The organism is Albimonas sp., assembly GCF_055129145.1.
This window is the reverse complement of sequence record NZ_JBSRTQ010000016.1, coordinates 1-13,080: the sequence shown is the minus strand read 5'-3', so window position 1 is coordinate 13,080 and position 13,080 is coordinate 1. Positions and strand designations below refer to the sequence as shown.

10 protein-coding genes, 1 tRNA gene and 1 pseudogene are annotated in these 13,080 nt (G+C 65.6%); 6 read left to right on the top strand and 6 right to left on the bottom strand.

What is annotated here, in order from left to right; all coding sequences use genetic code 11:
- Positions 1-227: 227 nt before the first annotated feature.
- The 6 genes from ACTB72_RS04720 to pcaD form a co-directional block, all read right to left on the bottom strand.
- Complete coding sequence (locus ACTB72_RS04720) at positions 228-1,580, bottom strand: lyase family protein (RefSeq protein WP_463035831.1); 1,353 nt, start codon at positions 1,578-1,580, stop codon at positions 228-230.
- Positions 1,581-1,884: 304 nt separating this feature from the next.
- Positions 1,885-4,164, bottom strand: a complete 2,280-nt coding sequence (locus ACTB72_RS04715; protein WP_463035830.1) for a methyl-accepting chemotaxis protein — start codon at positions 4,162-4,164, stop codon at positions 1,885-1,887.
- A gap of 85 nt (positions 4,165-4,249) precedes the next feature.
- Positions 4,250-4,891: a protocatechuate 3,4-dioxygenase subunit alpha gene (gene pcaG / locus ACTB72_RS04710; protein ID WP_463035829.1), complete on the bottom strand. Its 642-nt coding sequence runs from the start codon at positions 4,889-4,891 to the stop codon at positions 4,250-4,252.
- A 1-nt stretch (position 4,892) separates the two neighbouring features.
- Positions 4,893-5,627, bottom strand: a complete 735-nt coding sequence (pcaH, locus tag ACTB72_RS04705) for a protocatechuate 3,4-dioxygenase subunit beta (protein ID WP_463035862.1) — start codon at positions 5,625-5,627, stop codon at positions 4,893-4,895.
- A 109-nt stretch (positions 5,628-5,736) separates the two neighbouring features.
- Positions 5,737-6,147, bottom strand: a complete 411-nt coding sequence (gene pcaC / locus ACTB72_RS04700; protein ID WP_463035828.1) for a 4-carboxymuconolactone decarboxylase — start codon at positions 6,145-6,147, stop codon at positions 5,737-5,739.
- Positions 6,144-6,935: a 3-oxoadipate enol-lactonase gene (pcaD, locus tag ACTB72_RS04695; RefSeq protein WP_463035827.1), complete on the bottom strand. Its 792-nt coding sequence runs from the start codon at positions 6,933-6,935 to the stop codon at positions 6,144-6,146. Before pcaD ends, pcaC begins: the two co-directional genes overlap by 4 nt.
- A gap of 187 nt (positions 6,936-7,122) precedes the next feature.
- Between pcaD and ACTB72_RS04690 the strand changes: the two genes are divergently transcribed.
- The 6 genes and pseudogenes from ACTB72_RS04690 (at position 7,123) to ACTB72_RS04665 (ending at position 12,746) form a co-directional block, all read left to right on the top strand.
- Entirely contained in the window at positions 7,123-7,917 is a 795-nt protein-coding gene (locus ACTB72_RS04690) for an IclR family transcriptional regulator (protein WP_463035826.1), read from the top strand.
- A 215-nt stretch (positions 7,918-8,132) separates the two neighbouring features.
- Positions 8,133-8,207, top strand: a tRNA-Asn gene (locus ACTB72_RS04685).
- Between the two features lie 80 nt (positions 8,208-8,287).
- Positions 8,288-8,467: pseudogene (locus tag ACTB72_RS04680) on the top strand (DUF6538 domain-containing protein); the annotation flags it as partial.
- Between the two features lie 287 nt (positions 8,468-8,754).
- Complete coding sequence (locus tag ACTB72_RS04675; protein ID WP_463035825.1) at positions 8,755-9,690, top strand: tyrosine-type recombinase/integrase; 936 nt, start codon at positions 8,755-8,757, stop codon at positions 9,688-9,690.
- 357 nt (positions 9,691-10,047) lie between these two features.
- Entirely contained in the window at positions 10,048-11,976 is a 1,929-nt protein-coding gene (locus tag ACTB72_RS04670; protein ID WP_463035824.1) for a DUF262 domain-containing protein, read from the top strand.
- A complete protein-coding gene (locus ACTB72_RS04665) occupies positions 11,976-12,746 on the top strand; it encodes an AlbA family DNA-binding domain-containing protein (protein ID WP_463035823.1) in 771 nt (256 codons plus the stop codon). Before ACTB72_RS04670 ends, ACTB72_RS04665 begins: the two co-directional genes overlap by 1 nt.
- Positions 12,747-13,080 lie beyond the last annotated feature (334 nt).

Sequence of the window (13,080 nt, the reverse complement as noted above, 5' to 3'; positions counted from 1 at the left end):
GGCGGATGGGGTTTCTGGTCTGCGAAGGCGAGGTCGTGCCAGGTTCGCGTGGGGAAACCGCGGACACGGAAGAAAAGCGGCCCGCCAGTCCGGGGTCCCTTGTTCAGGGGGTCCGGGCGCCCCTCCTTCGCCTGCAGCGCGTCGCGCGCGGGCGGGCGCGTCGACGTCGGTGCGGATGGGGGCGAGAGGGGCCGGGCTGGGGAGCTCGGCCCCTTCTGCGTTTCAGGTCAGGCGCCTGCCGGTCTCGACCCGGCGACGAGCGCGGCGAAGCGGTCGGCATGGGCCGGGGCGAGGCCCAGATGCAGCTCCGGCGCCAGCGCGGCGGTCCAGTCGATGCCGGCGGCTTCGGGCTCGGTGGCCAGCGCTGCGGAGAGCGTGGTTCCGGCTTCCATCGCGGCCTTGCAGGCCCGCGCGACCGCTTCCTGGGCCGCGGGGCGGGGCCGGCCTTCGGCGACGAGGCGAAACGTGGCGGCCTCGGCCAGGATCAGCCCGCCGCCCGCCAGCAGGTTGGCCCGCATCCGGGCGGGGTCGGGGCGCAGGTCGGAGGCGAGCGCCAGCGCGTGACGGGTGGCGGCGGCCGCGGTGAGGCAGAGCTGCGGCAGCGCCAGCCATTCCTGCAGCCAGGCGGCTCCGTCGCGCTCATGCCCCGCCAACACCGCCTGCTGCACGGCCGAGGACAGGGGCGCCGCGTGGCGGCCGAGCGCGACGAGCGTTTCGGCCGCCACCGGATTGGCCTTGTTGGGCAGGGTGGAGGACCCCCCGGCGATCCCCGCTTCAAGCTCGCCGACCTCGGACTGGCCGAGCAGGGTCAGGTCGAGCCCGAATTTCCCGAGCGAGGCGGTGAGGATGCCGAGCTGGGCGGCGAGCTCGGCGATGCTGTCGCGCGCGGCATGCCAGGGCAGATCGGGGGCATGGAGGCCGAGTTCCTCGGCCAGCCGCGGCGGCACGGCGGCGGCGTCCGGGCCCATCGCGGCGAGCGTGCCCGCGGCCCCGGCGAGCGAGACCTGGAGGAGGCGGGGCCGAAGCTCGGCGAGGCGGGTCCGCGCCCGCAGCAGCGGCCCGCCCCATATGGCGATCCGGGCGCCGAACGTGGTGGGGGCGGCGGCCTGGCCGCGGGTGCGGGCGGCCATCGGCAGGTCGCGCCACTGGCGGGCGGCGGGGGCGAGGGCCGCGAGGATGGCGACCAGGCGCGCGTCGATCAGGTCGAGATAGGCGCGCAGGCGCAGCACCAGCGCGGTGTCGACGATGTCCTGGCTGGTGGCGCCGAAATGCAGCCAGGCGGCGTGTTCGGGGGCGCCCATCGCGGCCCGGAACGCAGCGACGAAGGCGGGGACCGGCACGCCCGCGGCGGCGGTCCCGGCCGCCAGCGCGGCGGGGTCGATGACCAGCTCGCGCGCGGCGCGGTGGATGGCGGCGGCGGCGGTCTCTGGGATCAGGCCGAGCGCGCCCTGGGCCCGGGCCAGCGCGCCTTCGACCAGCATCATGGCGCGGATTTCGGCGGGGGCGGAGAACAGGCGCGCGGCGTCGGGGTCGGACACGAGATCGCGTAGGATCGGGCTGTCGAAGGGGGTGGCGGACATCGCGGGCTCCGTTCGGCGGGGCGGCTGGGCCGCTGGCCGGCGGGACCATGCGGCGCCGCCGCGACGGGCGCAACCGAGGGCGCGGGGCGCGGGCGGGGCCGGTCCGGACGATGTCCGCATGTCCGCCTCACTGCGCGGAAGCCGTGCGATGGCGCGGATCTTGGAGGATCTTCTGGCAGGAGGCCGGTTTCGCGATCCGACGGTCTGGTCCGGCTGGGGGCTCCAGCGAGACGATCAGCCTGCAGCCGCGGCCCTCGACGCGACGTTCAGGAGCGCCGGCCGGCCCGCTCGCCCGCGGCCCGGGTCAGGCGGCGCTGCGGCGGGGCGCGGGGGCAAGCTGGAAGCGGCTGGCCAGATCCTCGGCGCGGCCCATCAGGCTGCTGAGTTCGGCGGTGGCGGCGGCGGTGCGCTCCGCCGCCTCGGCATTGGCCTGGGTGTCGCCGTCGAGCTCGCGGATCACCGCGGTGGTTTCGGAGACCGAGGCCGAAAGCTGGGCGTTTTCGCGGCTGATCTCGCCGATGGCGACGGCGAGGCGGGAGACCACCTCGCGGATGCCGTTCAGCGCCTCGCCGGTGGCTTCGCCGAGCTGGACGCCCTGCCCGACCTTGTGGTTCGAGTCCTTGATCAGGTTGGCGATGTCCTTGGCCGCCTCCGATGAGCGCTGGGCCAGCGTGCGCACCTCGGCCGCCACCACCGCGAAGCCCTTGCCGGCCTCCCCGGCGCGGGCCGCCTCAACCGCGGCGTTCAGCGCCAGCAGGTTGGTCTGGAAGGCGATGGAATCGATGACGCCGACGATCTCGGACATGCGCTGGGCGCTTTTCTGGATCGCGCCGATGGCCTCGATGGAGCGATTGACCACCTCGTGGCTCGATTCGGTGCGCTGTTCGGCGAGGCGGGCGTCGTTGGCGGCCTCGCCGGAGCGGGCGGCGGTGTTGGCGACGCGGCCGGTCATCTCCTCGGTCGCGGCGGAGGTCTCCTCCAGCGCCGCGGCCTGCGATTCGGCGCGGGCGGCGAGTTGCCGGCTCTCGTCCGCAAGGCCCCGCGCGCCTTCGCCGGCCTGGGCGGCGAGCGACTGAACTTCGCGGATCATATCGGCCAGACGCTCGGCCGCGCGGTCGGCATCGGCGGCGAGCGTGGCGTAGGCGCCCTGCCAGCCGCCCTTCATCCGCCGCGAAAGATCGCCTTCGGCCAGCGCCGAAAGCGCGGCGCCGGTCTCCTCCACCACCTCCTGCACCACCGCCACCAGCCGGTTCACGTCGCCGGCGAGCCGGTCGAGCGACACCTCCCCGTGGCGGTCGGGCAGGCGGCCATCGAGGCGGCCGCCGGCCACGGCCTCCGCCATCTCGGCAAGGCGGGCGTTCAGGGCGGAGGCGGCGTCGGCGCGCCGACGCGTCTCGTCCGCCAGGCTTTTGGCGGTCGCCTCCATCTCCCGCTGGCGGATGAGGGCGGTCCGGAAATCGCCGAGCGCGTCGCGCAGCACCCCGACCTCGTCGCGCGAGCGCCAGGACGGCGGCGGCGCGGCGAGATCGCCCGACGCGAGCCGCCGCATCACCCCCGACAGCTCCTCCAGCCGCGCCCCGATCGCGCGTTGCAGCCAGCGCCAGGCGATCACCGCCACCCCCAGGAAGGCCAGCGACGCGACCATCGGCAGCGCCACGGCGTAGCGCTCGTTCTCGCGCAGCCGCTCCAGCCCCGCATCCATCGCCACATGAACGATCTCCTCCGCCTCGTCGGCCCGTTCGAAGAAGGCGGCGTAGCTGGCGTCGAAGGCGAGCTCCGCCTTTTCGCGCGCCGCGGCGGCGGCGCGCGCGGCGTCGCGCCGGGCGCCGGCGAGCGCCGAGAACCGGGCGAGATCGGCGAGAAGCGGAATCGACGCCTCCGCGAAGGCCGGAGCGCGGTCGGCGGCGGCGCGGATCGCGGCGGCGGCGGCGTCGAACGCGCCGAGGGCCTGGCCGAAATCCTCGTTCGCGTCGCCGCCGAGCACCTCTTCCACCAACAGATGGCCATGGGAGATCAGCTGGCGGGCCTCGCCCACCAGGCGCTGCGCGATCGCATCGTCGGGCGCCCGCGCGGCGGCGGCGGCGGCGGCGTCCTCGAGCCGGTCGTAGAGCTGGTCGAATTCTTCGTCGGCCCCGGTGCCCACGCCCTGGGCCGCGGCGAGCAGCGCATGCCGGGCGCGCGCGGCGGCGGCGAAAGCGTCGAGCTCTTTCAACACATCCTCGATCCGGGCGCGCACCTGGGGATCCCGGGAGGCGATGTAGACCCCCTCGTCATTCGCGGCGCCGTCGAGGATGGCGCGGGCGTAGAAGCGGCTTTCGCCCAGCAGGGCCAGCACGTCGGAGAAATCCTCCGCCGCGTCGCCGGCCATGATCTCCTCCATCTTCAGGTGGGCCTCGGCGGCGGCGAGCTTGATCTCCATCGCCGCGTCGCCCAGCGGCGCGAGGCGTTCGCCCACCTCCAGCCCGCTGTCGGCCCCGCGCATCGCGGCGTATATCCCCCCTGCCTGGAACACGCCCATCACCAAGGCGAGCGCCGCGAAGACGAGCAGGAATTTGCGGCCGGCGGGGAGATCGTCGAGCGTCATGGGGCGGCCTCGTGACTGGCTTGCGGCGGGATCGCCCTTACCTAGCCGCCCCATGGATAAGAAAGGCCTAAGAAAGGCCGTCCTCTCAGATGTCGAAGAAAACCGTCTCCCCTTCGCCCTGCAGGCGGATGTCGAAGCGGTAGGCGCCCGGCCCCTCCTTCATCGCGACGAGGGTGGCGACGCGCGACGGCGGTTCGAGGCGGGCGAGCACCGGATCCTCGGCGTTGGCCGAGGATTCGTCGGGGAAATACATGCGGGTATGCAGCCCGATATTGATGCCCCGCGCCACGATCCAGAAAGTGACATGCGGCGCCATCATCCGCCCGTCCTTGAACGGCACGCGGCCGGGGCGCAACGTCTCGAACATCCATTCGCCGGTGTCGCCGTCGGCCGCGGCGCGTCCGAAGCCGCCGAAGGCCGGGTCGGAGACGCCGCGCGGCTCGCCGATGCCGGGATGAAGCCCGCCGGCGTCGGCCTGCCAGATCTCCACCAGCGCGTCGCGCACCACGGACCCCGCCCCGTCCCAGACGGCGCCGCGGATCGTGATGCGCTCGCCCTGGACGCCGGGGTCGAGCAGGACGCGGCCGAGATCCTCGGGATACACCCCCTCGATCCCGCTGAAATTGGGGGTGAGGCCGATATGCACATAGGGGCCGGCGGTCTGGGAGGGGGTCTCCTTGAAGTCGCCGGCGAGGTCGTTGGGCAGGTCGTGGCGCAGGCGGCTCATGTCAAAGTCCCTCCATCCGGTTTTCGAACAGGGTCGAGCGGCGTCCGCGCAGCACGATGTCGAAGCGGTAGCAGAGCGCGTCCATGGGGATGGCGTGGCGCAGGTCGAGCGGCGCGATCAGCCGCTCCACCGCCTCCCGGCTGGGGATGGTCTGCACGATGGGGCATTTCCAGATCAGGGGATCGCCCTCGAAATACATCTGGGTGATCAGGCGCTGGCCGAAGCCGTGGCCGAAGAGCGAGAAGTGGATATGCGCGGGGCGCCAGTCGTTCGGGCCGTTGGGCCAGGGATAGGGGCCGGGCTGGATGGTGCGGAAGCGGTACCAGCCGGTCTCGTCGGTCAGGCAGCGCCCGCAGCCGCCGAAATCGGGATCGAGCGGCGCGAGATAGGATTCCTTCTTGTGGCGGTAGCGGCCCCCGGCATTGGCCTGCCACACCTCCACCAGCGCGCCGGGGACCGGGCGGCCGTTCTCGTCCAGCACCCTTCCGTGGACGATGATCCGCGGGCCGATCGGCGTATGGCCGGGACGGGCGAAGTTGAGGGTGAGGTCGTCGTCCTGCGGCCCGATCTGGTCATGGCCGAACACCGGGCCGGTCAGCTCCGAAAGGGTGGAGTCGAGCGCCACCAGCGGGCGGGACGGGGACCGGAGCACCGAGGTCTTGTAGCCCGGATCGAGCGGCCTTGGGTGCCATCCCGTCCGGTCCCGCGTGAAGAAGGCCCCCTCCGGGTGGGCCATGTCGCTTTCGAATTCCATCGCCGCCTCCTGCGCGATCCTCCCCTTCGGCCCCCGCGGCGCGGGCGCCCCGCCGGGCTCCCCCCCCGACGGTTTCGTTTCGGCGCGGCGGTCAGCCGGCCGGGTCGGGCCTGTCGGGATCCTCGCGTTCGGCGAAGATCTTCTTGGCGATGCGAAAGGCGGAATTGGCCGCCGGCACGCCGGCGTAGACCGCCACGTGAAGCAGCGCCTCGCGCACGTCCTCGGGGCTGGCCCCGGTGTTGAGCGTGGCGCGGGTGTGAAGCGCGAATTCCTCCTCCCGCCCCAGCCCCGCCAGCAGCGCCACTGTGATCAGCGAACGTTCACGAAGGGTTAACTGCTCGCCCGACCAGACCGTTCCCCAGGCGCCCTCGGTGATGAAATCCACGAAGGGTTTGTCGAAAGCTGTCGCGGTTCCCTGGCTGCGGTCGACATGGGCGTCGCCCAGCACCTTCCGGCGGGTGGCCTCGCCGGCGGCGCGGCGGGAGAGGGCGTCTTCGCTCATCGTCCGATCTCCGACAGAAAGGCGGTCAGCATGGCCGCGCAGGCGCTGGGGTGCTCGATGCAGGGCAGATGCCCGGCCTCGCGCACCAGTTCGAAGCGGGCCCCGGCGATCAGGTCGGCGGTGGCCTCGACCACGGCCGGGGGGGTGGAGAGGTCCTCGTCCCCGCAGATCGCCAGCACCGGCAGGCTGAGGCGGGCCGCCGCCTCACGCAGGTCGGCGTCGCGCAGCGCCCGGCAGCAGGCGAGATAGCCGCGCGCCTCGGTCCGCGCGAGCATGGCGCGCCAGGCGGCGAGCTCGGTCTTGCGGCTGGCCTGGAAGCCGGCGGAGAACCAGCGCGCGATCACCCCGTCGGCGATGGCGGGCAGGCCCTCGGCCTCCACCTGGGCGATGCGGGCCTCCCAGGCGATCGGCTCGCCGATGCGCGCGGCGGTGTCCATCAGCACCAGGGCGCCGACGAGATCGGGGCGCCGCGCCGCCAGCGACTGCGCCGCCATCCCCCCGATCGACAGCCCCACCACCACGGCGCGCTTCACCTCGAGCTGATCGAGCAGGCCCGCGAGGTCGTCGGCCAGATCCTCCACCGTGCAGGCGTCGGACGGCGCCTCCGACAGGCCATGGCCGCGGGCGTCGTAGCGGATCAGGCGCAGGCCGGCGCCCAGCCGCGCGATCATCCCGTCCCAGATCCGGAAATCCGTGCCCAGCGAGTTGGAGAACACCACCGGGGTCCCTTCCCGGTCGCCCTCGTCGGCATAGTGGAGCGCGAGCCCGTTGACGCGGCGCACCTGCATGGCGGTCCTCCTCCCCTGGCCGTCGCGCCGCCGCCGGATGCGGGATGGCCTCTGCGGGCCGGCCGCGACGGGATCACGAAGTTGTATCCAGCCCGGAGCCTCCCGCCAAGCCGATCCGGGGGCGCGGCTCTGGTCAGTGGCGCGCAACGGGCTAGTTGCGGGAGGACAACGAAGAGGAGGCCGCCGAATGGCCGCGAAAGACATTGACGGACGAACCGGACAGGTGAGGGCGATCACGCGCGCCGTGTCGGTGATGCGGGTGCTCTCCGAAAGCCCCGAGGGACTGACCCTTTCGGAAACCGCGCAACGCGCCTCGCTCGCGGCCTCCACCGCCCACCGGATCCTGACCACTCTGGAGAGCGAGCGCTTCGTGCGCTTCGACGCGGGCTCCGGATCCTGGCAGGTGGGGGTGGCGGCGTTCACCGTCGGGGCGGCCTTCGCGCGGACCCGCGACGTGATCGTGATGGCGCGCCCCTACATGCGCCGGCTGATGGAGACGACGGGGGAGACGGCGAACATCTTCCTCGAATCGGGCGGCGAGATCGTGTGCATGGCCCAGGTGGAGAGCCGCCACGCGATGCGCGCGATGACCCGGGTCGGCGGGCGCACCAAGATGCACTGGTCGGGGGCGGGCAAGGCGATGCTGGCCCATATGCGCCCCGAGCACGCGCGCCGCGTGATCGAGGAGCACGGCCTGCCCCGCGCCACGCCCCGCACCCTGACCGAGCCCGAGCAGCTGGCCGAGGCGCTGGAGCGCGCCCGCCGCGACGGCGTGGCGGTGGACGACGAGGAGCATGCCGAGGGCCTGCGCTGCATCGGCGCGGCGGTGCTGACCGAGACCGGGATCCCGGCCGCCGCGATCTCGGTGTCGGGCCCCAAGAGCCGGATCGGCGACGAGCGTCTGCTGCTGCTGCGCGACCTCGTCGCCCGGGTGGTGGGCGAAGTGACCCGCGAATACGGCGGCCGCCCCTCGGGAAGTTGAGCCGAGAGGCGGCCGGCTGAAGGGGCGGCGCGGGCGCCCGGCCCGTCCGTCTCGCAGCTGCGCCCCCGGATCGCGTCGACGACGGCGCCCGGAGGGTCGGCGGTCGGCGCGGCGGAACGGCTAATTCCGTCGCAGACCAACGAAAACGTCTCCCCCCACTGGACGCGCCCCGAGACCCTTGCTATACGCCGGTCCGCCGACAAGGTGCGGGCTGATCCGGCGTAGCTCAGTGGTAGAGCATCGGACTGTTAATCCGCTGGTCGTAGGTTCGAATCCTACCGCCGGAGCCATCCCGCCCTCGGTTTTCCCCATATCTTCAGGGGGTTAGTGACCTCCTAGGGTCTCTCTTGGTAACACAAGAGGTGACACGGTGACGGTCGCGATCCTCCGCCTCGGGCGTCTGGTCGTGAGCGTTTCCTATCTGTTCCAGAAGACGCCGGGCGGGAACTACCACTATCGCCGCCGCATTCCCGAGGCCGTCCGCAAGCACATCCCGAAGCCGCGCAACGGCATCCTGATGAAGTCGCTCGGCACGCGCGATCCGGTGAAGGCCGCGCAACTGGCGGTGATCGAGAACCGCAAGCAGGAAGCCTATTGGGCCTCGCTTGAAGGGACGACCGTCCAGGACAGCCACGAGACCGAACTGGCGGCGCTGGCCATGCTCGCCCGCTTCAATCTCAATCCCGGCGATATCGATCTCTACAGCGAGGCTGGCATCACGCCTGATGCGTTCGAGGAAGAGCTTGAGACGGCGCTTGCGAATGAAGGCCATGAACGGGGAACGCCCCTGCCCGGCCCGGTCCACAACTTCTTCCCCCGGTCGAGGCGAAAGCCTGGATGCTCTATGCCGGGATCGCTCAACCGTCGCTGCCGACCTTCTCAGCGGCCACGGCCTTCTACAAAGCGTTCAAGTCGATCACCAAGAAGGCCGAGATCCTCGAATGCGACCGGATCTGCGCCAAGGTCGTCGAGGCGCTGGGCGACAAACCCCTGGACACCTACACCCGTGACGACGCGAACCGCTTGGTGAAGACGTGGATCGAGGACGGGTTGTCGGCGAGTTCCGTGCAACGCTACCTCAACCGCCTCAGGGCCATCGTGAACACGACGCGGACGGAGAAGACGCTGACGTTCCCGAATGTGTTCGAGAAGCTGCGCATCCCCAAGACGCCCGACCGGGAGACCAAGCGCGTCCCCTTCAACGACTCCGAACTTGAGAGGATCAGGGAAGGTTGCCGCCTTGCCGATGACGAACGACGCTGGATCATCGCCCTCCTGATGGACACCGGGGCGCGCCTTGCCGAGATTGTCGGCCTGCGTCGCCAGGATGTCGTTCAGACCGGCGACGTCCCCCACATCGTGATCGTCAACCATGAGGGACGCTCGACCAAGACAAAGCAATCGGAGCGCAAGATTCCGCTTGTGGGCATGGCTCTGTGGGGAGCCGAACGGGCGATGCGCGCCGGGAACGGAGAGGCCCTGTTCCCGAGCTACGTGGACGCCCAAGGGCAGACGAATGCCGATGCTGCCTCTGCGGCCCTCATCAAGTGGCTACGGGGCCCTGTGGGCATCTCCGGGGCTGGCAAGACGCTCCATAGCTTGCGCCATGCGATGCGGGACCGGATGCGGGCGGCAGGCGTTCCAGAGGACGTGCAGAACCAGCTTGGCGGTTGGGCCGGGAGCGGGTCAGTGGGGAGCCGATACGGGGAATGGGGGCTGCTGAAGGTGCTGCACGAGCATATGAACAAGACGTCGGAGGTGGCGCGAGAGTAGCCAGCCACGTACTGTCTCAATGGTAGCAGCAGGAGGCACCTCAGCGCCGTCGTGAGGCGAAAGACAGACAATTGCACCATGCGCGATACACAAATAGCCGTCACCCGAAAGACAACGTTCCGAGCATCTCAGCGCAGACGTCAAAACCGCACATGCTAGGGCGAGAAGCCGCGGAATGTATGCGAAGCAGAGCTACCAGCCACACCAGCCCTTGCAGAAATTATTTTTCTATTCAAGATGGATCGGCACCTCTCAGAAGTGCTTTGAACCCTCGCCGAGCCGATAGGCTGTAGAACGAAAAACCGCGCAGGGTATTGGCGACTAAATTGTCGGCACCCTAAATTAACTGGAAAAAAAATGGCGTCGAGTATACGAATTTCCGAGCTCTCGATCTCAGAGATACTCGAAAATCTCAAAGCAAGACGATGGAAAGTTCCGCGATTTCAGCGCGAGTTTGTTTGGGATACTTCTGCAGTTGCTGGCCTGGCAACATCTGTAATTGACGGCTATCCAATAGGTATGGTGACGCTCTGGGAGCAGCCATCAGATTCCCACATTGAGCTTGAGCCACTGTCTATTGACGATTGGGACAGTCAAACCAAAACCAAAGTGGTCAAAGAGTTTGGGAAGCCTGAGTCTAGCCCGTCTCAAGTGCTGGCAATTCTGGATGGCCGGCAAAGAAGCACTGCCCTCGCGATGGCGTTCGCAGGCTTTTCGCCTAGCTTCGGCGGCAATAAGTATGCGGGGCGATATTTTTTAAATGCATCATTAAGCGATCCGCTAGAAAGAGTAATATTCAAAAAGAAAAGTGTAGTCCAGAAGGAAGGCCTTACAAATCTTGACGCCTGTATTGCCAAAGGCTATTTTCCACTTGCTAGTTTCGATAAAGATCAAACCATACTCCAACAGTGGTATGGATACATTCAGAAACTAAAAGATGAGTCTATTTATCCGGAAGGCGAGTACCCGAATCCTGATGAGATCGAACGTCGGGACAAGATTTTGCAACAAGCCTTTGAGGGAATTACAGAAACTAAGCTCGGCGCTTGCACCGTTCCACAGAGGTACGATCTAGGCCAGATATGCGAAATATTTGAGACACTTAACCTTACTGGAATGAAAGTATCAACAGTTGATTTGATTAACTCCTGGTTGCTACGCGATACGGATGACAAGCTACATCTTAGAGATTGGATGGATGACCTTTCGCAGCTTGATGGGGCCATCGGCTGGGCAGTGCCAAAGAAGAGGCCTGAGCTTATCGCTCAAATTTCAACAGCCTGCTTCGTCGCACTAACCGACCTACCCACGAAACCGGGCTCCAGGCGCGTCGCCGGTGCCTCTCAGTCAAAAAAAATATCATCGGTAAAATCTTCTGATCTTCTGGCCACGCCAGTAGAGCATTGGGTACATCTGGTTGAACATACAGAGGAGTTTGCCAAATTCATCGGCGACTTTCAGAAAGTTGTCGCGGGCGGATCGTTCGGATACCTACAATGTCCATACCCAATTTCTTCAGGAATTTACGTGGGTCTCAGATGGCACAAACGCTTCGACCCGGAAAGCACGCATGGGAGTTGGTCCGTGCGCGATCTGGACGATCTTTATCGAGCATTTTTTTGGCGGAACGCCTTGTCAACGCGCTATGATCAGGGCTTTTTGAGTCAAATGGGAACGGATATGAACCTTTTGAAGTCAATTCTTGGCTCAAAAGGAAATTTTCAGAGCAAAGATGACTGGATCGCTTTTGCCGATCAACAACTTAGTCGTGAGATTAATCCGTCAGAAGTTAGATCTCATCCAGAGTTGGTAGACCTCCTGACCAATGGTCGACCAGGTGGCGCTTTGCAGTCTGCTCTACTTCTTCCAATGGTGGCGGCAGCGACTGAGGACTTCATGGGCAGTCAGCTTGTCGGTGAAGATGATAACCATGTTGAGCTTCATCATATTTACCCAAAGCGCTGGTGTCGTGAAAACGCGTCAGGCGAATACTTAGACATCCTTGGGAAAAACTTTGAAGGGAGGAATTACGTCGATTCTATCGCCAACCTCATGCCGATTTCTAGGCTAGTAAATAATGACTGGAAATCCAAAAGTCCGTCTACATACCTTTTAGAAAAGGCTGTTGAATTTTCTGGGCCATCAGAAAATTCTTTATTAGATGTATTTATTGATCAATATGGCTTCCAATGTCTGCAGTCAGGTCTGGCTGGAATAGAGCCATTCTGGAACCATAGGGCTGATTTGATAGCGCAAAAACTTATCAGCCTAACTAAGCTAGCGTAATGCCTTCCTTGGAGTTCTTAGAGGTCATATTACAAGCCCACCAAAATGGGCTCGAAACTACTATTAATGATCTTCGCAGGCTTCCAGAATTCTCCGACTTGGGAGCAATGGTCGCCTGTAGCGAAATACAAAAGGCGTTGGAAGAAAAAGGCCTTGAGTTGAACCCATCGGTGACTGAGGGTGAGCTTGAGCAGTCGCGGGTTGTATCTAGAATAAAAACTCAAGAGAAGTTTAAGTTGGCACTAGAGGAAGCGCTAGGCTCCGACGAGGGGCAGGAGGTAGAATTCAAGGAGTCACTCTATTTAAAAAAGAGAGTTTTTGGAAATGAACAAATTCCAAGGGAACACTGGGTTTCAGAAGACCTGATCTTTGAATGCATTAAGACCATCTGTGCATTTCTGAATTCGGATGGAGGAACGCTTTTGATTGGGGTGAGCGATCAGCGCGAGGTTTGTGGCATCGAGTGTGAGCTCGAATTCATTCCGGGTCGACCATCTAATTTAGACAAATGGGAACTGTTTTTTTCCTCTTGCTTAGATAAGTATATCTATGACTTCAGAAGTTGTATTGGCCATATTTCTAGAAAACTTATCGCCAAATCTGGCCAGACTGTTTGCGTTGTCCTCGTGAGGCCTAGACGGCAAGGGATAACCGTATGCAAGCGACCGACTCAGATGGACGATGAAATCGTTTTTGTCCGAAATGGAAATGGGAGCGCGCAGATCAAGGCGAGGGCTATTGAAGCCTTGATTAGAAGTAGGGTAGACTAATGTCTAAATTATTTTTGGATCGCTGATCTTATTGTACCTGCGATTTGCTGGGCGGAAGTTTAAACTTTGTCGCCACCTGTGAGACTATCAGGAATGCAGCGCAGCTTCGGAAAAGTGGAGTTGTAGGTAGCTGTGCGCCAGCGCCTCGCCCACCGTCAGTTGCGGCTCCAGACCGAGTTTAGCACCGTAGGTAGGCGGGGCCAAAGCTAATCCACACTGCTATCCGCCGACAACGGGCGGTCTCAACCGGTCGTCGCAACACCCTGCTGATGGAGGTTGCGATGGCGAGGAGAAAGAGACGCTCGGACAAGTCAGGGCGCGCGAAGCTATGCTC